General features: G+C 40.1%; 22 protein-coding genes. 8 read left to right on the top strand and 14 right to left on the bottom strand.

Annotation, left to right across the window (positions count from 1 at the left end; translation table 11 throughout):
• Positions 1–124 precede the first annotated feature (124 nt).
• Positions 125–442 (bottom strand): antibiotic biosynthesis monooxygenase family protein, encoded by a 318-nt coding sequence (locus tag BM291_RS12390; protein ID WP_092897845.1) that lies wholly within the window; start codon positions 440–442, stop codon positions 125–127.
• 311 nt (positions 443–753) lie between these two features.
• Here BM291_RS12390 and BM291_RS12395 point away from each other — a divergent pair, with 311 nt between their 5' ends.
• Positions 754–1698, top strand: a complete 945-nt coding sequence (locus BM291_RS12395; RefSeq protein ID WP_092897847.1) for a DUF4097 family beta strand repeat-containing protein — start codon at positions 754–756, stop codon at positions 1696–1698.
• Positions 1699–2086: 388 nt separating this feature from the next.
• Here BM291_RS12395 and BM291_RS12400 read toward each other — a convergent pair whose 3' ends face one another.
• From BM291_RS12400 to pnuC, 13 genes are all read right to left on the bottom strand, one after another.
• The gene (locus tag BM291_RS12400) at positions 2087–3856 is read right to left on the bottom strand and encodes a peptidase associated/transthyretin-like domain-containing protein (RefSeq protein ID WP_092897849.1); all 1770 of its coding nucleotides are present in this window, start codon (positions 3854–3856) and stop codon (positions 2087–2089) included.
• A gap of 100 nt (positions 3857–3956) precedes the next feature.
• Complete coding sequence (locus BM291_RS12405; protein ID WP_092897851.1) at positions 3957–4940, bottom strand: FecR family protein; 984 nt, start codon at positions 4938–4940, stop codon at positions 3957–3959.
• 3 nt (positions 4941–4943) lie between these two features.
• On the bottom strand, positions 4944–5663 hold the full coding sequence (locus BM291_RS12410; protein ID WP_092897853.1) for an RNA polymerase sigma-70 factor: 720 nt from the start codon (positions 5661–5663) through the stop codon (positions 4944–4946).
• Positions 5664–5769: 106 nt separating this feature from the next.
• Positions 5770–6981, bottom strand: coding sequence for a hypothetical protein (locus tag BM291_RS12415; RefSeq protein ID WP_092897855.1), 1212 nt, complete (start codon positions 6979–6981; stop codon positions 5770–5772).
• 99 nt (positions 6982–7080) lie between these two features.
• On the bottom strand, positions 7081–7311 hold the full coding sequence (locus tag BM291_RS12420; protein WP_092897857.1) for an acyl carrier protein: 231 nt from the start codon (positions 7309–7311) through the stop codon (positions 7081–7083).
• Positions 7312–7594: 283 nt separating this feature from the next.
• Positions 7595–8872 (bottom strand): sugar isomerase, encoded by a 1278-nt coding sequence (locus BM291_RS12425; protein WP_092897859.1) that lies wholly within the window; start codon positions 8870–8872, stop codon positions 7595–7597.
• Positions 8873–9114: 242 nt separating this feature from the next.
• On the bottom strand, positions 9115–9306 hold the full coding sequence (locus BM291_RS12430) for a hypothetical protein (RefSeq protein ID WP_092897861.1): 192 nt from the start codon (positions 9304–9306) through the stop codon (positions 9115–9117).
• 2 nt (positions 9307–9308) lie between these two features.
• Positions 9309–10733 carry a purine-cytosine permease family protein gene (locus BM291_RS12435; protein ID WP_092897863.1) on the bottom strand — a complete coding sequence of 475 codons (1425 nt, stop codon included), beginning with the start codon at positions 10731–10733 and terminating at the stop codon, positions 9309–9311.
• Between the two features lie 404 nt (positions 10734–11137).
• Complete coding sequence (locus BM291_RS12440; protein ID WP_092897865.1) at positions 11138–13918, bottom strand: glycosyl hydrolase; 2781 nt, start codon at positions 13916–13918, stop codon at positions 11138–11140.
• 11 nt (positions 13919–13929) lie between these two features.
• Positions 13930–14247 (bottom strand): L-rhamnose mutarotase, encoded by a 318-nt coding sequence (gene rhaM / locus BM291_RS12445; RefSeq protein ID WP_092897867.1) that lies wholly within the window; start codon positions 14245–14247, stop codon positions 13930–13932.
• A gap of 60 nt (positions 14248–14307) precedes the next feature.
• The gene (locus BM291_RS12450) at positions 14308–15810 is read right to left on the bottom strand and encodes a rhamnogalacturonan acetylesterase (protein WP_092897869.1); all 1503 of its coding nucleotides are present in this window, start codon (positions 15808–15810) and stop codon (positions 14308–14310) included.
• Positions 15811–15952: 142 nt separating this feature from the next.
• The gene (locus tag BM291_RS12455) at positions 15953–17026 is read right to left on the bottom strand and encodes an acyl-CoA dehydrogenase family protein (protein WP_092897871.1); all 1074 of its coding nucleotides are present in this window, start codon (positions 17024–17026) and stop codon (positions 15953–15955) included.
• A complete protein-coding gene (pnuC, locus tag BM291_RS12460; RefSeq protein WP_092897873.1) occupies positions 17004–17630 on the bottom strand; it encodes a nicotinamide riboside transporter PnuC in 627 nt (208 codons plus the stop codon). Before pnuC ends, BM291_RS12455 begins: the two co-directional genes overlap by 23 nt.
• Positions 17631–18012: 382 nt before the next feature.
• On the opposite strand from pnuC, the gene BM291_RS12465 reads away from it, so the two are divergent.
• From BM291_RS12465 to BM291_RS12495, 7 genes are all read left to right on the top strand, one after another.
• On the top strand, positions 18013–20562 hold the full coding sequence (locus tag BM291_RS12465; RefSeq protein WP_092897875.1) for a DUF3857 domain-containing protein: 2550 nt from the start codon (positions 18013–18015) through the stop codon (positions 20560–20562).
• Between the two features lie 206 nt (positions 20563–20768).
• Positions 20769–21374, top strand: coding sequence for an RNA polymerase sigma factor (locus tag BM291_RS12470; RefSeq protein WP_092897877.1), 606 nt, complete (start codon positions 20769–20771; stop codon positions 21372–21374).
• Between the two features lie 2 nt (positions 21375–21376).
• Entirely contained in the window at positions 21377–21655 is a 279-nt protein-coding gene (locus BM291_RS12475; RefSeq protein ID WP_092897879.1) for a hypothetical protein, read from the top strand.
• Positions 21648–22118 carry a hypothetical protein gene (locus BM291_RS12480; RefSeq protein ID WP_139229091.1) on the top strand — a complete coding sequence of 157 codons (471 nt, stop codon included), beginning with the start codon at positions 21648–21650 and terminating at the stop codon, positions 22116–22118. The genes BM291_RS12475 and BM291_RS12480 overlap by 8 nt, the downstream gene beginning before the upstream one ends.
• A 39-nt stretch (positions 22119–22157) precedes the next feature.
• Entirely contained in the window at positions 22158–22970 is an 813-nt protein-coding gene (locus tag BM291_RS12485) for a YHYH protein (protein WP_092897883.1), read from the top strand.
• Between the two features lie 40 nt (positions 22971–23010).
• On the top strand, positions 23011–23559 hold the full coding sequence (locus tag BM291_RS12490) for a toxin-antitoxin system YwqK family antitoxin (RefSeq protein ID WP_217647315.1): 549 nt from the start codon (positions 23011–23013) through the stop codon (positions 23557–23559).
• Entirely contained in the window at positions 23552–24235 is a 684-nt protein-coding gene (locus tag BM291_RS12495) for an SCO family protein (RefSeq protein ID WP_092897885.1), read from the top strand. Before BM291_RS12490 ends, BM291_RS12495 begins: the two co-directional genes overlap by 8 nt.
• Positions 24236–24324: the final 89 nt, after the last annotated feature.

Below are 24324 nucleotides of genomic sequence, written 5' to 3' on the forward strand. Positions count from 1 at the left end.
TTCAATCAGACTAAAGTTCTTTTTAGTGATTTTAAACTGTTGAATTGGTCTATTCAGTCTGAAGAAGCATGTCTTCAGTTGGAATCTATGACTGTTGCTAAGTCTTGTAAATTAAAACACTAGGCTAAACGCAAAACTCATAATCTCGCTCAACTAAGCAAATTCTAGTTTTATAAGATTCATACCATTTCTCCCTGCCCATCTTTTGAGCTAGGAGATGATCCGTTTGTTGTTTCCAAGCTAGAATTGCCTCACGATTTGACCAGTAACTAACTGTGATGCCCAAGCCTTCTCTTACACTTTCATGACCTAGATATCCTTCTTGGGCTTCCGCCAAGCGAACCATTTCCTGTGCAGTTTCAGCGTATCCTTCTTCTATTTCAGTTCTTATATTGGTGAAAATCACCGCATAGTAAGGAGCTTTTGGAGTTTTTGCGATCATTTTTTGCAAATTAAACTAAGGGTAAACCTAAGGTAAGTTGTCACAGCTTTATCTGCTAAAGATGATTTAAAAATTTGTTCCATTTGGTCTTATTCCTATAAATCGGAGGGTTATAAGATAATCTTCCAAAATTAAGTCAGTAGGTATCCGTTTTTCTACTTCGTTGAGAACTAATGGCTGATTTGACTAATTGATCTAGATCAAGGAATAATCAATAGGGGAACATAGGGTTTTAAATTGGCGTACATTAGTATGCAAGCAGACTAGTTAATATTATAAATCAACAGTTTATTTTGAAACACTACCTGTTTATGAAATTAGAACAAATTAAATTTCAATTATCAGCATTAATCATGTTTCCATTGATTTTTGCATCATTGACATCATGTGATACTAACCTTGAATTGGTTCAGTCAGTCGATACTGAATTTACCGATATTTCTGTAATAGAAATTGACGCTGGATTCCTAGATGTAAGTTATCAAGGGGATGAAAATCTCGACTTGGTAGAATTAGTAGGGTCTCTAGAATCAAACAGACCTGGAAGATTCCAAATAGAGTATAGGGAAGAGCAAGGGAAGCTGATTATTGAATTGAAAAGTAGTGGCGGTGGATCTACAAACAGCCGAGGTGAAATCAGTTTGAAAGGCCCAGCGAGAATGGAGATTGATTTTAAATCCGGTTCAGGAAATAGCCAAATTCATAACCTGATCTTAAATAAATTTGACTTTGATGGAGGTTCTGGAAATCTGGAATTGACTAATATTAGCGCTGAAATTATTGACTTGGAATTAGGTTCTGGGAATATTAAGGCCTCTAATCTGACTGGAGATCTTGCGCTTAAGATTTCTTCTGGAAATGCTTCTGTATCGAATTTAAAAGGAAATATAGATGCTGTAGGCTCAAGCGGAAAGTTTACTTTCTCCAACATTGACGGTAAGGTAAATAGCTCTTTAAACTCAGGGAATATTTCCTTAAATGGAATTCGGGAATTAGGAAAATTGAAGGTTTCCTCTGGCAATTGTACAGTAGAGAGTTCTTATTTAGGAGCTAAGACTATTTTGGAAAGTTCCTCAGGAAATATATCGATTAGAACAAACTCAAATTTGGATGATTTCAACTTTGATTTAAAAACTTCTAGTGGAAATTTGAGAGTGGGAGAAAGTACATCTTCCGGCTCTTTGAAGATCGATAACGGTTCTCCTTATACCGTATCGGGTGTTGTCTCTAGTGGCAACATTCAAATAAGGAATTAGTGAAAAGTTGTTCACGTCACCTGAAAACCCGGCTTCTGCCGGGTTTTTTTATGATTATTTTTAAATTGTGGAGACATATCGAACTGTAGGGGCGAAACAATTTTCGCCCAAATTCACGATGTATAGTTCAAGTCGTGAGAACCAGATTGGAGCATAACGATACTATTTGAGAGTAATGAAAATCTATGACCCTATGTGGTTAATCTCTTTATACCGCATAGCCACATAGAAAATTATAGAAATGATCACACTTCAGTGATGTCTATTCTTATTATTAAGACTTTGATTTCTTTGTTTCTTTATGGTGAAAAAGTCAACCACAAAAGGTACAAAAGACAACAAAGTGGATTCCCACTAAAGCGTAATCATACTATTTTAGCTCTAGGGTTTAAAAAATCACTTGAATCCCACCAATAACTCCTCCAAAACTACGGTAGATGCCATTTGAAGTGGTTCTATTCAAAATATTCCAGCCATTGGTAAAGTCTTCCTGACCTGGATCTAAGAATGCAAAGTTGAGGCTTGGTCCTCCGAAAATTCGAAGATGATTGCCAAATCTATATCCTGGAAGTAGGCGGAATGATTGCAGATGATTTGATATTTCCTGAAAATCACTGGCGCTAAGGCTTACAAATTCTGTGTCAAGCGAGAATTTAGAATACGGAATTAGGTGAATTCCCAATCCCGCTTCCAATCCTATAGGCGTATCGATGTTCCTCAGGTTATAAGCTACCCCAAGAATCCCGTACATTTTTCTGCCTCCAGATCTGAAATTCAAATGAGTGAAACTTGATTCATCTATGCTGGCAGACAAGCTCATTTCTCCGTTTTTAATGAAATTCAGCAAACCAAGGGAGTAGTCACTTTCTTCCGCAATGTTGATTAGCCCAAATTGAAAACCATTGACTTTCTTGGCTCGGTTGACAATGGCGGAAAGTTGATTAGTAACAGAATCCCCCGCGATGTTAGAAATACCTGCTAATTGAAAACCAGCGGATTGTGAGGCATTATTGGTTATTCCTGCTAGCTGCAAGTGTTCTGAGTTTTTCGCATGATTCACAATTCCGGCAATCTGTGCACTCGCATCATTATTCGCTTGATTAATTATTCCACCAATCTGCAGGCCATTTACATTGCCTCGGACATGATTGTAAATGCCACCAACTTGGAGTCCATCTACATCTCTATACACTGAATTGTAAATTCCGCCAACCTGAAGTCCTTTGGAACTTCCTCCGACCATATTAAATATTCCGGCCACTTGTACTGATTTAACATCTCTTTTATTGATGTTGAAAATCCCGGCAACTTCCAATCCTTCAATCCCTGCGGTATAACCTCCTATCAAATTCAGAGAAAATTTACTTATTGTTTGACTACTGAAGGTTCCTTTAGTGCTTAATCCAGGGATTAGAGACATTTGGACAGGGCTTTCAGCAAAGAAACTTCCCATATTGATTCCTTGAAATCGCTGCTTGAAGCCAATAAATGCTTTACCAAGAAAGCTTTCCTCCAGTGCTTTTGTAGCACTGTCCCCTGGGATATAGCGAAACTTTCGGCTCTCTTTTTCAGCGACTATATTCACTGTGGGCATAAGCAAAAATGTGGTGTCTCTGTAATTTTCCTTGCTCAATGTGAGCCATATAGATGTGTCGTTTTTCTTGTATTTCAGTTTGAAATAGCCCTTTTCGTCAGTTAAAGTAGAAGCGAGGCTGTTCTTGTCATAAATACTGGCTTGGCTCACACCTTCATTGGTACGGATGTTTTTGATATAGCCTTTCACAGTTACCGTTTTAAATCTGGTCTCCATTTCCGCATCCAAGTCCAGTTTTTCGGGCGCATAGCGAATGATAATGTAGCCTGGCAATTCCTTGTATTCGTACTCATTTCCCAGTTCTTTCAGGAGAAAATTTCCTATGGTTCCAGAGTATTGTTCAGTTTCTAAAGCTTTATTGAGTTGCAGTAAAGTGCTTTCATAAGAAAAGTAGAAATCATTTTGCGCTGAAAGCGTGTCGAGCATTTGTCGTAGGCTGAGTTCAACTGGACTTTTGAACTGGATTTTTTTCTCCAACATCATCTGAGAGAATCCACTGACCGAATTGATCAGAATTAAGAGAAGTAGGAGAGAGCCCTGAAAAAGTGCTTTTGTGCGGAGCATTTAAGTCTAAGTATTAAAAACAGTAATTGGATTTCAATTTAACAAAGTAAGGACTATGATTTTTTCAACCATAGTCCTTTATACTCATGAGTTTGACTTTTTACTCAATACTGATTTTTCCATCAACTTGAGATATTTTCAAATTCAGTGTTTCTCTGATCACATCTAGATTATTACTGAGCGATCCGTATTCCAAAGTCGTAGTAATTGGCAAGGTTCTCAATTCGGCTCTGGCGATTTCAATGTTAGCATCGTAAGCTTCGTTAAGGGCTTTGACTAATTCTTCCAATGGAATTCGATCAGCTTGAAACTTCTTACTTACGTAGTAATTGTACAGCTTATTCGAAGGCAAAGTCTTTTCCATTTCGCCTGTTTCCTGATTTACACTTAGTTTCTCATCAGGCTTGAGCACTTCTTTCTTTCCTTCAATTTCTATTTGCACAGAACCTGTGACCACGATTACTTCTGTCATATTTCCAGCTGTTTTGACATGAAAACTTGTTCCCAAAACTGTGATTTGAACCTTCTCAGTTTGGATTACAAATGGCTTATTCTCATTTCTTTTTACATCAAAGAAGGCTTCTCCGTTCTCTAAACTCACATTTCTCTGTTTTCCAAGAAACTTTTGAGAGTAGCTTAGGCTTGTGTTTTTATTCAAAGTAATTGCTGTCCCATCGAGTAGTGGAACTTCAATAGGTGAGTCAGCTGACTGAAGTTCAACGGAGCTGTAATAAGCTCTTCCTGATTGAGGAAGAAAGGCTGAGTAAACCCAAGCAGACACAAATATCAAGGTAATTGCCGCTGCTACTCTGAACCAGTTGCTTTGCAAAAAGCGCTGATTTTGCTTTTCTGGAGCAGCTACCTTTTTGTCTCTAAGTTGTGTGAATCGCTGCCAAGCTTGATTTTCATCTACTTCGCTTTTTTCCAGTAAAACCTTACTGGAATTCCATATCCACTGCACTTCTTCAAACTGCTTTTTGTTCGCGTCATCCTCAGCAATCCATTCTTGTATAGCTTTGGTCTCCTCCGAATCACTTTCCTGAAGCAAATATTTGATCAATTTTTCTTCGTTCATGGTTTCCATAGCTTATAGATTTATCAAAAACATCAAAAGCAAAGGAAGAAACTCGGCAAGTTCGACCCGCAGCGTCTTCAGTGCTTTACCCATATGCGCTTCCACCGTTTTGATGGAGATTTCTAACCTGTCGGCTATTTCCTGATATTTCAGTTCCTCAAACCTGCTGAGATTAAACACCAAGCGGCATTTCTCGGGTAACTTTTCCAGCGCCAGTTGAAAGTGCTCGTACAATTCATTTTCTTGGCCTTTTATCTGCTCGCCAACTTCCTCTGGTTTACCCTGAGTCATTTCATAGTGAGCATGTTCCCAATGCTTTCGTTTCACTTGTTGATGCTTGATGTAATTCAAACTGTCGTGGTACACAGCTCGGTAGAGGTAAGCCTTTAGCGAACTGTTGATATCTAGCGTTTCTCGCTTTTCCCACAGTTTGAGAAATACACTCTGAACGATTTCCTCAGCGGTTTCCGACTCCTTCAAAATGGCTTGAGCATACGCATGCAAAGCCTTGAAATAAGTCTTGAAAACGGCCTCGAATGATTGTTCATCGACGAGCGTGTGCGTATTTGACGGATGTGGTAGTTTCTCAGTCACCTGCGAATTTTGGATGCTTTCATAGATATGACAAGCTGAACAGACATTACCCTTAGTGGGGTTGGTAAAAATAGTAAGTTTTGAATTAGAGTAGGCTGGAAGACCGCAGACGGGAGACAGAAGTGGCCTCAATCTCATTGTTTAACCGAAACAAATAAAGGATTTCCCAATTAACCACTATTGAATAAGAATAGGATATGATGCTTCAACTCTTCAGTCTTCGGTCTTCAGTCTCCCGTCTTTTTCATAACCTCACATTCACGCCTCCAGTAAATCCCAACAGAACCGCTTGGTAATTTTCACGATGCGTTTCATCCCAGATCGTCAAGCCTGTGTGATCGAGAATATTGAGATCCCTTGAATACATGTAAGAAATACTTGGTCCTGCGAATAGATGAATGCTTTGCGTGATTTTCAAGGTAGGAAGTAATTGGAAGCTGAATTTGGAGAAATTGTTGCCGTCAAAGTCCGTCAGGTATTTGCTGACTGCTTCCACATCCAGTCGAAAGTGGTTGCTTTCTGCCAAGTTCAAACCTAAACCAGCCTGAAATCCATATTTAAGCTCTTTGACTTCTAGGTTGGTTCCCACACCGAAAATCCCATAAACGTACTTACCGCCTGAGCGAAAAGTTAGAAAGGAATTGAGGTTTTCATCAATAGAAACACCTAATCGCTGATCTCCGATTTTCACAATATTGATCAGACCGATGGTGACATCACTACTATCAGCGATGTTGATCAGGCCGATTTGCATGCCCTTGACGGTTTTCGCTCTATTGACCAAGCCTGCGATCTGTGTACCTTCTACATTTTCGGCTATGTTTGAGATTCCTGCAATTTGAACTCCTTTGACTTCCCTAGCCAAATTGGATATGCCGGCAATCTGAGCGCCGTCTATTTCGGGAGAGATATTGGCGATTCCAGCAATCTGAGCGCCTTTGACTGACTTAGACATACTCGCAATTCCAGAGACCTGAATTCCGTCAATTGTATCAGCGATATCTGCAATTCCAGCTATTTGAGCTCCTTCTACAGCCTTTGCCGTATTGAAAATGCCAGCCACCTGTAAAGCGGAATTTCCCAAATTGATATTGCTGATTCCTCCAATCTGAGCCGATTTGTTAGCATCTGAACTTTGATTGAGAATACCTGCAACTTGAATTCCTGTTACATTTCCAGAGACATTGTTCCAAAGCCCAGAGATCTGTGCGCCGCGCACATCGCCTTTGACCATTCCTGCCAAACCATAGATGGCAGCGCCATTTTCTCCTCCAGACAATCCCGTGAGTAAATGAAGACTGAAGTTGTTGGTGAAATGAACAGCCTCAGTTCCATGGGTAGAAATTGGGTAGAACAGGCCTAAATGCGCGGGGCTTTTCTCTTGTGCGTAGGAAATAGAGATGAAAGTGAAGAAGAGAAAGGTGAAGAGAGAGATTTTCAATTGGAGAGCTTTCATAGAGTTTTTATAATTAGTCCATAGTCCATAGACCACAGCACGATGTGCTAGTCTGAGGAATGCAGAATGATAATGATGTGTGGGATTTTGCTTGATAAATCAATCAAGTAGCAGAGCGATCAATTGGGAAGGGGCGTTCACATTGATGACTTTGTGATCTTCGAGCTCTATGTTCAGAGCATATTCCAATTCGTAAATCAGTCCGTTGAGGAAGATTTTATCCATTCTAAGATCGAAGATAAAATGATCGTGTTTTCTGGCTCCAGTCAATACGATACCGTATTCGCTGAACACCTGAGTAATTTTTCGGAGTTGGCTATATTTTCCCATGTTGTCATTTTTGTGATGTTACGTTTATGACAGCTCGGGTGGAGATTACCCTTAGTTAGGATTCAAAAAATCAAAAAAATAAGAGCCGCACTTAGAGTACAGCTCTTGGTAAAATTTAAATATGGATGTTTTTTTATTTATATCCGTTTTTCGTCTTGTATTAAGACTAAAGCAAATTAAGATTTGGTTAACAGTAGGATTGAGGCAGCTTCGGTCACCGGTCTTCTGACCAAGTGAGCAAAGAAATTATGTCTACTGGCAAGATTACGGATAATGATATTTATTATAGCCCAGAAGCTATTGATTTTAAGCCTCTTTCTTCAATCAATGTCTCTCTTACTTTAAGTGATCGGAATGCTTTGATTGGATCAATTGCTCCACCGGATCTGCGCATTGCTTCGGAAAGTAAAGGACGAAGATCAGTTCTGTATGCATCCTGCAAAATCTCCTGAGCACCAGCCACATCATGGTTCTCCTGAGCTGCTTCCAAGGATTTGCTATTTACCAATAATGCCTGAGCAAAGGCGAGTTTGATGGCTTGTACAGATTGTATCAGATCTTCCATGGGATCTTTTAGATTGTGACTTGCGTCGATCATCCAGGAAAGTGGGGGATTATTTGTTTCGCTAAAACCTTTCACCAGTTCCTGAAAAATCAGGAATAATTGATATGGTTTTACACTTCCAACAGTCAAATCATCATCACCATATTTAGAGTCATTGAAGTGGAATCCACCCAGTTTTCCTTCCGTCATCAGCGTAGCTACGATCTGCTCTATGTTTGTATTTGGCAAATGGTGACCGAGATCTACCAGCGTATAAGCCTTTTTACCTAGTTTATTTGCCAAAAGGAATGATGTTCCCCAATCCTGAATCACTGTGCTGTAGAAGTGCGGTTCGTAAGGCTTGTATTCAATCAGAAGTTTCCAGTCTTCCGGTACATCCTTATAGATTTCTTGTAGGGATAAGTGTGTGTTTTCAAGCGCTTTTCTCAAACTATGCTGACCGGGGAAACTGCTTCCATCAGCCAGCCAAACGGTTAGTGCTTTCGATCCCAATTTCTCTCCAATCTCTATGACCTGCTTGTTATGCTCAACAGCTAATTCACGGACGGCAGCTTCTGAGTTGGCCAAAGAACCGAATTTATAGCTATGCTCTTGGTTTGCTTGGTCCTGAAAAGTATTAGAATTCACAGCGTCGAAGCCAATTCCAACTTCTGAAGCAGAGTCTTTGATGGATTGGTAATCACTCGGAATATCCCAAGGAATATGTAGAGAAACGGCGTTGCTGGATTGATTGAGCGCATGAAGAATTCCTACGTCTTGGATTTTCTGAATCAAAGTTGCAGGTTCTCCGCCACCAGAAAATCTCCCGAATCGTGTTCCACCTGTTCCCAGTGCCCAACTTGGAATTGCGATTTGCAAGGCTTGAAGCTTTGAAATCAGTTCTTCTACGTTATTTCCCTTTTTGTCCAGGCTTTCGGCTAGGAAGTCGAAGCTTCTGCTGTGCTCAGCGCTTTGAGAAGTATTTTGTGATTGTATTTGGTCGAGAGTAAGTTTCATGGCTGTGTGTTTTTAACCGCGGAGGACACAAAGGTCACGCAAAGGGCGCGGTTGTATTGTTCAAAGTTGTTGTTGTCCTGCTTCTCCAGAAGCTGGACAACTATGTGTTTTATTAAGTAAATCCCCCTTGCCCCCTTTGAAAAGGGGGAGTAGCTCTGCTGCAAAAATCAACCCTTAATTATATGAGAGTTGATCTTTTATGTTGTCCTGCTTATCCAGAAGCTGGACTTAACGAACGCTGGTTAGATGACTTCTTCCTCTTCCTCTTCAGATTTGTTCATCCAAAAAGATGCAGTGCCAAACCAGATTATGGTACCAATTAGCATCAAGGTTTTGGAAAGTTCGGGAGTGATGCTTCCCTTCAAAACAAGAAAGGAAGGGATAAGTGTCAATGCTAAAGCAACGAATGATATTAATTTTAGTATATTTTTCACAATTAGTAAGTTAAAGGAATAGTAGGAGAGACGTTTGTCGTTTTTTTCTGAATCACTTTTGAAGCAAGCAGGTAAACGATGACTGCTACAAACCAACCTGGAAGACCAAGGAAGAAGATTTCAATTCCACCCCAAATATTCAATCCCAAACAGAAAACCAGTGAAACTGCCCAAGTAATTCCGACAGCTGGATTGAAATGGGATTTGGTCAATTCAGCATAGTTGCTTGCAAGACCCATTTTTGGAAGTACAAATACATCCAAGAAAATCACCGCTCCAAGTGGCATTAAGATCAATCCGTAAAGCGCAACGAATTCTAATAACTGCATCACCAAAGCAGGGAAGCAAGCGGCGATGGTTGTCACCAAACCTACGAAGAGCGTTACTTTCCAGGTTTTCCATTTTGGATTGATGGATTGGATCGCAAGTCCAGCGCGATAGAGTGTTGGGTTTGCCGTAGTCCAACCTGCAATCACTACACAGACAGCACCTGCTATTCCTGCAGCTTCATAAGCGATTGGCCCTGGAGCAAATACTAAACTGCCTTTTGACTCCAATAGGAAAAGAGAATACAAAATCCCTGAAGCCATCCAAGCGATAAAGTGCCCTAGGAATACGCCTGTAGCAGATGAAAATCCATATGTCCATTTCTTGGCATAACGAAGGAGTGACATATCTGCCATTCCGATGTGCATGCCCATATTGCAAAACCAAGCAAAGAACATGATGTGCCAGAAAGTGAATTTGCTCTGTCCTTCCAGCGGAACTCCATTCCATATCGTAGTTTCAGCCACTGGCCAAAAATCAGAGAATGAGTTGATTCCCAGTCTAGGCAAAACGCCCACTGCAGCAGCGATAAAGATCATAATCATCCACGGCGCAGCGATGTTGGCAAATTTTGAGATGACATTGAAGCCGAACATTGCCACAAAAGTGGTGACCGCACCTATGCCAAATACAGTGATAATCCAGCCTACACTATTTGGATAGATATCTGTAAGCGACGGCATCGGAAGATTGAAAGGAATGCCGACAGCAGTAGCAGAAACGGCGATCATTGAGCCAGCCAAAAAGCAAAATAGTGCTGCATTTACAACATTATAAAATAAGGTAAAGCGATTACCGGCGATTTTCTCCAACTGATAATAAAGTGTTGTTCTTGTCTTAACAGCCACTTTTCCCGTGAAAAAAGCCCAGCTAAGTACTGCGAGAATGTTTCCGACAATTAATCCACTAACAAGGTCGCCAGCTGTAGCTCCATGAGCGACGAAAAGTGGACCTATGACAAATTCAGTTCCTGCGGTATGTTCACCTGCGTAGGTTCCAATGAAGCTTTTCCAGCCTTTCAGTTTGTTTTTGGGAATGGGAGTTCGCTCGTATTCGTTGACAGCTTCGAGCCGCTGTTTCAGATTTTGTGTTGATGACATGGGTTTTCTTTTGGGCTTTGGGATTCAAATTAGGCTAGCAGACAGTCTCATGTATCCTGTGCTATATGGGTGTTAATTATTAAGATAATACTTCGAAATGATGCCAGTTACTTATTTTCGTTGCTGTTCTGGCTGGAAGACCGATGACCGAAGACCGAAGAAGTTTTTTTGAAAGAGTTGAGCAAATTATGTGTTGGTTTATCCTTTTATTACTAAAATTCAGTTTTAACTATATGAGTATCCATAAAGTAATAAGCATGGTTTTATCATGCTAAAATCCCCCTAACCTCCTTTAGAAAAGGGGGAGTGGCCGAATTTGAACCTCAACCATTGTTCCTTAAGGAGCAAGTGCAACATAGAAAATAGATATAAAATAAAAAGAAATTCAATTGTGATCTATAAACTTAATAGTACTCTGAAATCTGAATTTTTCCATCCAATCCAGACGGCATAGTTTTCCAGTTACTGGCATCAAAGGGTTTGTAATCGATATTGACGAAGTTGATTTCATGGTAATTTCTCCATTCAATTCCATTTCTATCCAGATACCGAATGCTATTTGCCATCAGATTGGCAACTTCTATTTTGATCGTGTTTTTACCATTTACTAAATGCTCGGAGATATCCAGTTGATAGGGAATACTCCAGCTATTGCCTGCATATTCTCCATTGATCCAGATTTTTGCACTTTCATACACTTTATCTATTGTCAATAAGTAGTGCTTTCCTTCAGATTTTTTGAAATCAAATTCGCTAGAATAACTAGCCTGACCAGAGAAATCATCGGCTTCTGGATCTCCAATGTTTGTCCAAGATTTGATGGTGTCCATGGATTGAGGAACAGGAAGTTTTGGTTGACCTTGGGTAAAAGCGAGTTTCCAGTTTTTAGAAATATCTGTGGTAGCTACTGATTTGCGGTAATCTGGCCAAGCGTGAATACCTAAATCTACTTTCTCATCAAAAGTCTTGAGGAAAATAGATTCTCCTGATTTGAGGTAAAGGTTTACGTTCGTTCCATCAGCCGTACTTTCTAAAGAAATCGTTCCTCTTTTACCGGTAAGAGGATCCATCGCCATGATTGTACCGGCTTTGGTGTTTAAGGAAATGGTTTGAGAAATAGGATCTGCGCTATGGTTTACTACAAAATAGTAAGTCCCGTCAGCTACTTTTCTTCGGATAAAATCAAGTCCAGAATCCACCAACTTTTCCCTGTAGATCTCTAACTCTTCTAAAGTCTTGCTCAGATTATCTGAAAGGTAAATCTCGCCTTTACCAACCTTTGATTTCCCTTCTTTAAATACGATTGAGGACCATAATTGGTTGAAAGTGCTTTCTTTTGACTTTTGGTCAGAATGATAACCTGGGATTGATTTTGGCTTAGACTGGAAAATAATTTTGGCTCCATTTTCAGCCAGTTTGAGAATGATCTGTAACGTTTCGATTGGCATAAACTCTGTTTCCGGAATGATCAGAACCTTAGCGGAGTTTTTGTCTGAGGTTTGAATTAGACCTTTATTAACCTTGGACTTGGCAATCATATCGTCTGAGATAAAATCCAGAGAATATCCTAATTCCATTAATTTCTTAGACTGCTTATAGAACTCAGTTGGGTGTAGCCATTCATCCACGGCATGCACGGTGATCATTTCCATTTTGCCTTTTGGCTCCGCCCAAACATCGTAAACTGGCCAGTAAACCAGCAATTCATTATCTGCTTGGCCCGTTTGCAAAATTGCCTGTGATCTGGCGATAAAGTCATTGAAGCCTTTGAAATGTGGCCAAAGGCTATTCTGCTGGGTAAGATTCAGCGAAGCATAAAACAACCAACCCGGATAGGAGACATCTTCAGGACTGTAGGTAACTCCATGATAGAAAATGTGATTTACCCCTGCCAAAAATGCCTGCTCCACTTCAGGTTTCATCTGTGAAAATGAGGATTTGAAATGCTCTCCCAACCATGTGAAAGTCTCTGAGGAAACTAGGTTTTTGCCTGTCAAATGAGCTGCAGAAGAGGCAAACTTCAACATGATAGGGTCTGGATCTACATTTCTGATATCTGCACTGTCTCTCCTCAGTCCAGGAATAGGGAAGTAGCTGGATCCGAAAGTCTCACATTCTGGAATATCAACTGCCGCATAGAGATCGAGAAGGTTTCCAGGTGAACCGTGTGCTTGGTTCTTGGTTAGTTTGGATTGACTATGTGCCCAATCAGTCCAGTTCTTAGTAAAATTATTCAATAGGAGATCATTGATAGTTTCCCGATAATCGGACTTTACTCTACGCACTATCTCCGTGTTTTCCTCACTTTCTAGATACGGAAGAAATTCTTTCAAATCATATCCTCTTCGCTTCTTGAATTCTTCAAATAAACTACTCGTAAAATCTGCTCCATAGACTTCAAAGCTATCATTATAAAATGCCCGAAAGCCGTAATCCTTTCCTGCAAATGCCTTTTCAAAATATGAATTGTATGCATCAACTGCAGATTTGCTGAAGTGATCTAAGGTAAACCCAACTCCACCTGGGGCCGCCCGCTTTACCATCTGGCCTGTTTTGTCCAAGAAAATAGCTTTGATCTGATAGCTTCCAGGTTCATTCCAATTGAGTTTTCCATCTTGATCGACAAACTTGGTGATTTCTATGGCCTTATTATTTTCGTCATACGCCATCACAGCGATCAATTGAGCATCTGGCTGAGATTCCTTTTTCTTCTGGAAAAGAATAGGAGTGGCCAATGCCTTTCCATCCGCTTTCTCATAATCCTGAATCACCATACGTGTTGCAGCATTCACTAAACTAACCTGAGGTCCTCCATATGGCCAGCCCGTGCCTTGGGTTATATCGACTCCCATTCCAAGTGAATTAGCCTTAGTGACCGTAAAGTCTAACATGCTCAGCCAGTCTTCAGATAGAAAGTCTATGTAGCGATCTTCATATCCTTTTGCTCCATAGATAGGAGCGATTTCCACTCCTCCAAGTCCAGCGGCGTTGTACGTTTCCAGCAGTTTGGAGAGATTCTTTTCATCTACAGCATTTCCCATCCACCACCAACGTGTCCAAGGTTTGGCAGTTTGTGTGATCTCAGGCCAATCGCTAGAAACGGGGGCTTTTTGCTCTATAAGTTGAAAACCAAAGAATAGTAAAATAGGGAAAAGGAAAAGGAGGTATTTGGATTTGGAGCGCATTGACAATAGGGTTATTGAAGGTCGAAAACGTTTGGAAGTTCGACGGAAATAGGAGAGTTGTCTGGATTAGTTTCCATGATATCTGCCATATGTTTCCACCAGCATTGGACGATCTCGGTGCTTCCAAGATCCTGAGAATTTGCTTCTCCTTCGATTACCTGAAAGGCAAAAAGGTTGGAAGTCTCTCTATCCAAAAATATTTGATAATCAATGATTCCTGTGTCTTTGAGTAAAGTGACCAGTTCAGGCCAAATCTCACGATGTCTTCTTTCGTATTCTTCTTCAAAACCTGGAATCAGTTTCATTCGAAAGGCTAGTTTTTGAGGCATTTTGGGGTGTTTTATTAGTTTTGAAAAATGGCAGTGAATCTTTGAAATTCAGTGCTCAGCTTATATTTTTATCAGGAATGATTTGAGCGCTAGTTGATCCAGATTTTTAATGGCATTTACAACAATTTTTGCATTCATCTCAGCACCTTCTTCTATAGTATGCGTGTGATCTGTATCATTGAAGTAGTGCGTTTTCACATATTTTTCGCCCAACTCATCATATTGATCGGCTACTAACTGGTTCAAATCTATAAAGGCAGTTTCGGTATCTTCAGCAACCTGTTTTGCCCAAAGTCCATAGTCGTTTTCTGCGGTTACGATTTTTCCATCTTTCCATCTATTTCGAGGAATAAGAGAGCAAACGATAGGAGTGACGCCTTTGGCTTTTGCTGCCAATATCATCTGCCGTAAATACTGGCCATAGGTATAGACAGTTTCCTGACTTTTTGTGATGGGGTTGTAAATGTTTTCAGCTTCTAAACCAGCACTTTTGATCGTACCGCGAGCTCGGGCTTCATCATCCAATGGACTTGAATCGTTGTGACCAAATTGCATGATGAGGTAGTCACCAGGTTCTAATTTGTCCAGAACTTTCTGCCACATCCCGTAAGTTTGGAATGTACGACTACTGGTACCACCTAGTGCGTGATTTTGCACCTTGATCTTTTCTCCGTCAAAATATGGAGTCATAAAATCTCCCCAACCCCAAAGTCCTCCAGCTCCATCACCTTGTCCATTCTTCACAGTAGAGTCGCCGATTAGAAATAGAGTAGGCTTGTCCTTGTTCAAATAATCTTTAAGATCGCAATCCTTCATTCCTCTTAACCCTTCCGTAACTGACCAAGCATTGATTCTAGCACCAGCTTCGTTGGTGTGCGTATGATCTCGTTCAAAAAGTCCTTTCACGACCTCTGGGCCCCATTTATCATATTGATCGGCCACTATTGAATTGAGGTCAAGGAATGGGACGCCATGTCGTCTAGCGGCATCTCTTGCCCATTTCCCAAAGTCTTGATTGGCTCTTTCTACTTCAGCATCCTGGAATTTATTGCGTGGAATCATAGAGGCCATGATAGGAGTGGCGCCTTTTGCCTTGGTGTCTGTGATGAATTTTTCCAGATACCAGCCATAGGTGTGTACAGTTTCTTGTGTGCCGTCTGGCCAAGTGAGTTGCTTCACTTCGTCACCCATTCCTGGTAAGACGCCTCGATAACCAGCTTTGGTGGTGTCAGGAACAGATCCTTCATTGTGGCCAAACTGCATGATTACATAATCGCCAGGCTTGATCGTTTCCAGAACTTTATCCCATCTGCCTTCTTTGATAAAGGTTCGAGTGCTTCTGCCAGCCATGGCTTGGTTACTTACTTCTAGCCGAGTACTATCAAAAAACTCCTGAAGGAAATTGCCCCAACCACGCTGTAAATTTCCATCACCGCCATTCCTTACTGTAGAATCTCCTATGAGATAGAGAGTTTTCTTCTCGTTAGTTTGTTGTTGAAAAGCGGAGAATAGGAACGCTAAAACAAGAATTAATAAGGGTTTGATGGGTTTGTTGAATTTCATTCTTTACTAGGATTTGCAAAAACAAATGCTGTTTTAAACTGACCTAATGTAATGAAGAATATTTCTCGAACTTGCCTGTGCTGACCTTAAAATGGTGTTTTTGATTGAATAGGCTATAAAATAGACTGCAAACAGGTGAATCCTAAAAAGGAAATATCAGAAGCGCATGTTGACCAACTGTATTAAAATCTCTCCAAACACGATTGAGTTCAGTATGGGTTTTAGCAGCTTCCAGTCCTGAGAAAGGATACAGTTTCCCATTTATGCTTCTACACTTTTGGGTAAGCTTTCGAGATACTTTAGAGATTTTCTTCAATCGTGAATCCGAGATTTTCCCATTCTTCTCCAACTCATCCCAAGAGGTATTGACTTGACGATAGAAATCATCCTGAACCTTTTGAAGCTTTTTATTCTGCTTATTCAGAAGTTCGGTGAAGTAGTTGAGATGCTTCTCATCGTATTTTCTGTATTCATTCCTTTTCCAAAACGACTGCTCAATCAAGTCCTTTAGGTGTTTGGTAATACCTAGAATATTCGCTGCGAGCGTTGCTTCAGCAAATTGATGAAAAGGATATTGATAAACCGGAGCTGTGAGCTGAGCTTTTTCAGGTAAGATTTCAAAGCAGCGATTAAGTGGTACGGATAAGCTTTCGCAGCGAAAAGCATGGCTTCCTGTGGCTATCATACCCATGTAATTCCAGCCATCGAGGATTTCTACATCTTTTCTATCCAATAGAAATGCCTTTATCACAGGCTTTCCTTTTTCATCCAAAAGTGCTTTTCCATCTTCCGAGATCTCACAGTTCGCTGTAAGATGTGTGGCATGTAGAGCTCCTGAAGCATAGGTCCAAGATCCAGAGATCAGGTAGTTTTCACCTACTTTATTGGCCTTTCCACCTACGAATCCACTTCCAGCTAGACAGAGTTTTTCGTCAGGAAAAATATCTTTACGTAGCGACTCATCCATGTAGCCAACAAACCATGCGGCACCTGCACATAACGTCACGGTCCATCCTAAACTCCCGTCAAGTCTAGCTAATTTTTCCTCGATTTTCAGAGCTTCTGGCAAGGTGCATCCCCGTCCACCGAGGTCTTTTGGTACAAAAAGCTTGAACCACTTTTCCGCATAAATCTGTGTAAGCCATTCGTCGGGAAGGCATCCAAGTTTCTCTGCCTTAGCGGCAAGCTCGTGGTTAAACAGTTTTGAGTTTTGCATTAGGTTGGTCAAGTTCTTTTTTCCAATCGAAATAAGCGAAAATGGCTACTATGAAGAGAAAAATGGTGAGAAATGAGATTAGAATCAGTTGCTTATGAAAAAGCAAAGGGATGGCGATAAGATTCGAAACGTTCAACCAAATCCAGTTTTCAAGCTTTCTTTTGGCCAAAAGCCACATGCCAGCCCAGGCTGTAGATGATACGAAAGCATCTATGATCGGCACATCTGAATCAGTGAAAGTGGTCAACATAAAATACAGGAATGCCCAGCCGCCAAGCGCAATTGCCCAGGTGATTTTCTGCTCAGAAATCGTACTTCGTGAGATTTGGGACGCTCCAGATGCAGATCTATTTCGCCACATAGCCCAACCGTAAATACTCATCACTAAGTAGTAGGCGTGAAGTAAGGTTTCGGCGTAGAGCTTGGCATCCACCAGAAGGAAGCCGGAGCACATAATCCCGATGATGCCTGCAGGATAAAGCAGGACGTTGTTTTTGCGAGCGAGTAGCACTTCGGTGACTCCAAAACTCACAGCGATCCATTCCAGCAAACTGGTGGCTTTGATCTGCTCAGCGAGCAGACTCAGGTCAATAGAAAATAACATTTGAATAACGTTTTATGATTATTCAAAAAAGGGAGAACAGTAATCTAGTCCCTACGCCGGCATTACCCGGATCAGGTGCTCAGTGATCGCTCACCGATGGGTATGATCTCAGCCCGTAACTTTTAGGGCACCCCTCATTTGATGGCGCTAATATAGAAATTAATATTTCTTTAGTGGATTTAGTAAGTGGGAATACAATTGGACTGGAAAAAATGTCTGTATTTATTTGATTCTCTAAATATTTTCCATGCAAATTAATTCTCTAAGAATCATATTCTTAACTGAGTCTATACACTAGGTTTTAAAAGATCAGTTAAGGATATGGTAGTGGAGTCGAATAAATTAATATATTTCCAAGTAAATATTAGTTTCAGTTCGATATATGCTCAGAATTCTATTAGTGGGAATGTTACTATGTGTAGTAACTAGCTCAGTACATGCACAGAAGATTAAGATTTCGCCAATTCCTCAGTGGGTAGAAACTCCAAATCTTGATTTGAATAAGAAAAGGGAAACTCAGATTGGCGAAGGATTTCGATACCTACTTTTTGAAAAACAGATAAACATACAAGAACGGGAGTCATTTCACAGGTATAGTGTGCAGGTTTTGTCTGTTGATGGTATTCAAGAATATTCTGATGTGCAGATTGAATACGATCCTTCTTTCCAAAAATTGGAAGTACATGAGGTGAGTATTTATCGGGATGGAAAGAAAATAAACAAGTTGAATTCTGATGATTTTAAACTCATCCAAAAGGAGTCAAGTGCGGACAGATACATTTATGATGGGGCACTCAATGCATTACTACATCTGAGTGATGTTCAGAAAAATGATATTATTGATTATAGTTATTCATTGAAAGGTTTCAATCCGGTTTATGGCAAGCAGTACTCGGGATTTTTATACCATCAATTCTATGCAAAAGTCGAGAAATTCCATTACCGAGTACTTTTATCACAAGGTCAGCCTTTAGGTATTCATACGAATGGAAATCTTTTCAAACCGTCTAAATTGACTCAAAGTGGTTTGGATATTTACCAGTGGGATCATGATGGATTACAAGCTATGAGCTTTGATAACAATGTGCCTTATTGGTCTGCAATGTATCCTATGACTTCGATTTCAACCTTTTCAGATTGGAAATCAGTAGTTGATTGGGCTCTGCCATTATATAAATATTCGGAAGAGGGACTAGACGTAATAAAAAAGCAACTACCTGAAAAAAATCAAAATAATGCCAGAATCACGGACATAATTCGATACGTTCAGGATGATATTCGGTATTTAGGATTAGAGTCGGGTATGAGTGCTTATCTGCCAAATTCTCCCCAAAAAGTATTTAAACAAAAATACGGTGACTGTAAGGATAAGTCATTGCTACTTGTTGCACTACTTCGAAGCGAAGGACTTGAGGCTTATCCAGTCTTGGTAAATACTGAATGGAAAAATAATATTGATGCTTTTACGGCCAACGCGAATGCATTTGACCATTGTGTGGTAACCTATAAATGGAAGGATAAAGATTATTATGTTGATCCAACCATCTCTGATCAAGGAGGTAATTTGACGGGTATATATTTCCCTGATTATAGTAGAGGATTAGTTTTGAAAGCAGGGAATTCAGAATTGATTTCTTTTTCGGAACCTATTAAGTCTAGTCAGAAAGTTGAAGAATTGATTATTGTAAAAGATTTGGAAGGCAGTGCTTCCATGAAAATCAAGACAGAATATCGTGGGAAAAAGGCAGATGAAATTCGATCTAGTTTTGCGAATAGTACTATCGATGAAATCTCTAAAAATTATTTGAATTTTTACTCGGGTGTATATCCTGACATTGAGGCAAGTGCTGCAATAGAATATTCAGATTCTGATCGAAATATTTCTAATATAGTAACTACTGTAGAAAACTATGATATTAAAAATTTTTGGCAAAAGGCAGATGATGATAGCCAGTTAATAGGCGAGGTATATCCGCTGGATTTGCAGACTAAACTTAATTTTCCTCAAACAGCCAGCCGAGAAATGGATTATTTCCTTGGTAATCCAGAAGTGTTTTTGCTCACCACCAAAATCGTAATGCCAGAGTACTGGCCTGTACAGTCCTATCATAATAAAATAGATGGAGGGGCTTTTACTTATGAAAATGAAATAAAGGGAGAAGGAAATGTAATCGATATAAGCCATAAATACGAACTGATAAAAGCTAGTATTCCTGGGTCTGAAGTCTCTAACTTACTGGATAAGAAAAATCTAGCGCTAGATAATCTTAATTTCTATTTGACCTATAATCCAGCTGGTGCTGGGAGATCGTTGAGTTTTCTGTCAGTCTTCATATGTGTTTTGGTTCTGGCTATTTCATTCTATTTTGGGAAGAAGCTTTATGAAGGTTTTAACCCTGCTCCGCAGGATATCAGTTTTTATAAAGGGATTGGAGGCTGGCTGGTATTACCCGCTATATCCTTAATAGCTGTACCTGTCACCATTATTTTTAGTCTCATTGATGGTGAGTATTTCAATAGTGCTGTATGGACTAATATTGGTGTTTATGGGGCTGGATTCAAAGTGTATTATGGAGTGACTTTCGTATTTCTGATATTTTTGTTTTGCTTCGCCATCCTAACAGCGATTTTCTTTTTCAAGTTACGTACCGGTGCACCGCAATTATTTATCCTATTGATTAGCATCAATTTTGTATCCTTGATCTTAGAAGCATATGTAGGAGATCAATATTTCCCAGAGTTGGAATTGGACTCTTCCGCAAAAGATATTATCCGCAGTGTTTTGGGGCTTTTCATTTGGATTCCTTACTTCATTAAGTCTGAAAGAGTCAAGTCTACATTCACCAGAACCTATATTTCAAATAAAGTTGATTTGGTAATAGCTGATCGCATCACAGAGGAGGATGCTTCTCAAAAGAACTATTCTGAGTAAAAGCTTAGAGAATCATTCAAGGTTTGCTATGGGATTTCTTTAAATTCTAAGATCCAAGTGAAGGGCGGCACATTTTCCAACAACTCTGTCTTGTCATGAATGCGGAACTAGGACTTCCATTGATTAATGGTATTTTGGTTACATATTAGTTGACTATTCATGAAAGCTTTCAATAGCTTTGAGCTTTTTAAGATTGACCAAAAAGAATGACGAGAGAAGATAATCTGTTGATACGGCAAATAGCGGAGGGCAATGAATTGGCCTTCAAAATGCTGTATGACCATTATTCTCCCAAAGTTTACAATACACTGATCAGTTATACCAAGAATGCTGAAGATGCAGAGGAATTGCTTCAGGATGTCTTTGTGACCGTGTTCAATACAGCTCAGTCCTTTCGTTCAGATTCCACGGTGAGCACTTGGATTTACCGTATTTCGGTGAACAAATCTTTAGATTTTTTGAGGAAAAAAAACAGCAGCAAGCGATTTGGGATATTTGCCTCGCTGTATAAGCGTGACTCTGCTGAGATCAAATACGAGTCAGTGGACTTCGTTCACCCTGGTGTGAAAATGGAAAATAAAGAAGATGCCAAGGTACTTTTTAGTGTGATTGACGAACTTTCAGAAAAGCAGAAAACGGTCTTTATTCTCACCCAAATCGAAGACCTTTCGCAGCAAGAGGTTGCAGATATTTTGCAAACTACACGCAAGGCAGTAGAGTCGCTTTTGCAGCGAGCAAAGGCTAATCTGAAAATAAGTTTAGAAAAACATTTTCCCGAGCGAGGGAATTCATCTAAAAATACGTCTCAATAATTATGGAAAACTGGAAAGACGATATCTTGTCGAGTATGAAGGGAGCGGATCGTGCCGATGTTCCTGCTGGTGCCTTTCATAAAATCGAGCAGCAAATCAAAGCGCAAAAACAGAAGCAACTCAGTCCAATGAGATGGTTAGCTGTGGCTGCATCCATTTCTGCAGTAGTGATAGGTAACTTATTCTTTATCATGAATTATGAGCAAGAATCTACTTCAGTTGCTTCAGATGATGCTTATCCAGCCTTAGTTACGGACTTTAATATTTATGGAAATGAATAATAAGAATATTTATAAAATAGGCTTAATCGTCATGATCTTGATCAATGGAGTGTTGATTTTCATGATGCTTCGCGGTCCCAAGATGCCACCTCCACGCCAAAATGGTCTGATGGAAGTAATCAGTAAAAAGTTGGATTTGGATTCTAATCAAAAGGCAGAGTATTTCGAACTTGCCAAGGATCATAGTAGGTCTGTTGCTGATGTAGAGGCAAAGCAAAAGAGGTTGATGAAAAACTACTTTGAATTTTTAGATAAGGCAGATGCAACGGGTCAAGCTGAGATATTGGAACAAATAGAAGAACTCGAAGGCGAGAAGATTTCTGTGACCTACCAGCATTTTGAAGACGTAAAATCAATTTGCTCCAAAGATCAATTGGCTCATTTTGAAGAGATTATTGAGGATGTCTTGCGAGTGATAGTAAACGATCAAAAAATAAATAGCCTTCCTCCGAGGGATAGATAACCAATCCGCGTCTATAGTTAAAACAAAACAACTATAGCAATGCGATTAATCAAATTCAGTTTTTTACCCCTACTGCTTCTTGCAGTCACTTGGATTTCCTGTTCTAACGATGATGACGAGGATTTAGAGCCAGGTGAGACATTGACAGAATTGCCGGCAGCTTTTGCCATTTTCGATGCTACCAATACCACCATTATATTAGATGGAAATGAAGTGGTAATCGAAACCAACGGTCTTCCGAATCACACTTCGCCTTATTGGTCAAACACAACTGCAAGGTCAATGGATGGTATTTCTACTCCAGCAGCTTCGACCAACCACCCACTGTTCGTAGAACCTACTGTTACTACTTACGAGCAAATGGCGCCTGGAAATATTGATAATTTCAATGGTTCATACACACTACGTGTTGCAGCAATACCTACGAAGGCATCCTCCAGTTCAGCTACGGGTTTGGGAGCTATTGGTATAGCCGTCAGCGGATCTGTGATCTACAATGATGAAGAAGGACCAAATATCCCCTTAGCTGGAGCAGTTGGATCACTCGATTACAACGGCGCACACACAGGACCACAGAGTTATCACTATCATTTGGAGCCAGTTACCTTTTCAGATGACGATGATAATTTGATCGGGATTATTTCTGATGGATTCTTTCTGTATGGTAGAAAATGTACCTCCTTAGGCGCATATCCTGTGGATTTGGATGTTTCTGGTGGCCATACTTCTACTACAAAATACAATACGGAAAAAGAAGAGTATCACTACCATATCCAAAATGAACTGTACTTAAGCAAGTATTACATCTTGTTCCCAGGCAATTATCAAGGTTCTCCAAATGCCATTCATTAATCTATATCTATTCTTATTGTTGCTTATCCCTCCCAGGGAAATGGAGAGTAATGGCAATTCTTTGGATCACGGAGTCGGTGCGCTGTCACCAGTGGAGATCAACGAGAAAAGTCTTACTCTTCATCCCGACGTGGGGATGATGTACCGAGGAGTGTCTCCATTTACTGGAGCTAGTCTGAGCTATTATGCTACTGGTCAACTTGCAGAAAGAACAGAGTATCAGGCTGGAAAAAAGAATGGAAAATTTCAGAAATGGTTTGAAGATGGAAGTATTGCTTTCGAAGCAAATTATAGCAGCAACAAATTAAATGGTCCGGTTAAATCCTGGTGGAGCAATGGCAACATTCGCTCCTCAGGTAATTTTCTAAATGGAAGATCTGATGGGCTTCAGCAGCAGTGGTACAGTTCTGGCGCGAAGTTTAAAGAAATGAATATATCCGATGGAAAAGAGGAGGGAATGCAGCGTGCCTGGAGAGAAAACGGTAAAATATATGTGAATTACGAAGCCAAAAATGGACGAATTTATGGTCTGAAACGATCAAACTTATGCTTCGAATTAGATGATGAAACAGTGATTAGAAATGACTAGACTTACTTATATATTCTTAGTGCTACTTACAATCACTTGTTCGGAAAAATCTGTTAACACCAGTTCTGTTTCCGAATCAACAGCTGAAACCAGCATTGATAAAGATCAACTCCCGTATTATCAAGAAGCTACGTTCACCCCTGAATGGTATTCAAGTGCGGCAGATTTGCCAGAAAATTATCATCGGATTCCTGAGTTTAGCTTTCAAAACCAACAGGGAGAAACGATCTCCGATAAGGACATGGAAGGGAAGATTTATGTAGTCGATTTCTTCTTTACGACTTGTCCAGGGATCTGTCCAAAAATGACGGGAAATATGTCTCTTGTTCAGGAGGCATTTAAAGACGACAATCAAGTTCAGTTGCTCTCGCATTCGGTGACTCCGGATTTTGATGATGTTTCGGTACTAAATGAATATGCTAAGGAACATGGAGTGGAAGCTGGAAAATGGCATCTGCTCACAGGCGATAGAGATCAGATCTATGAAATGGCCAGAAATCAATATTTCGTAGAGGAGGATCTAGGCTTGCTAAAGAAACCTGACGAATTTCTGCATACAGAGAATTTCATCCTGATCGATACGAATCGCCATATCCGAGGAATCTACAATGGACTAAATAAGACTTCTGTAAGTCAGTTGATTGCAGATATTAAGACCCTGGAGAGTTCGATTTGAAATGGAGATCTTCAAAGCCCACACCATTGGCTGTGGTTTACCTTGACCAATTTTAAACCTGACATAAATAGAATTATTAAAATTCTTGC

The organism is Algoriphagus aquimarinus, assembly GCF_900112005.1.
In the GTDB taxonomy this organism is placed as follows: domain Bacteria; phylum Bacteroidota; class Bacteroidia; order Cytophagales; family Cyclobacteriaceae; genus Algoriphagus; species Algoriphagus aquimarinus.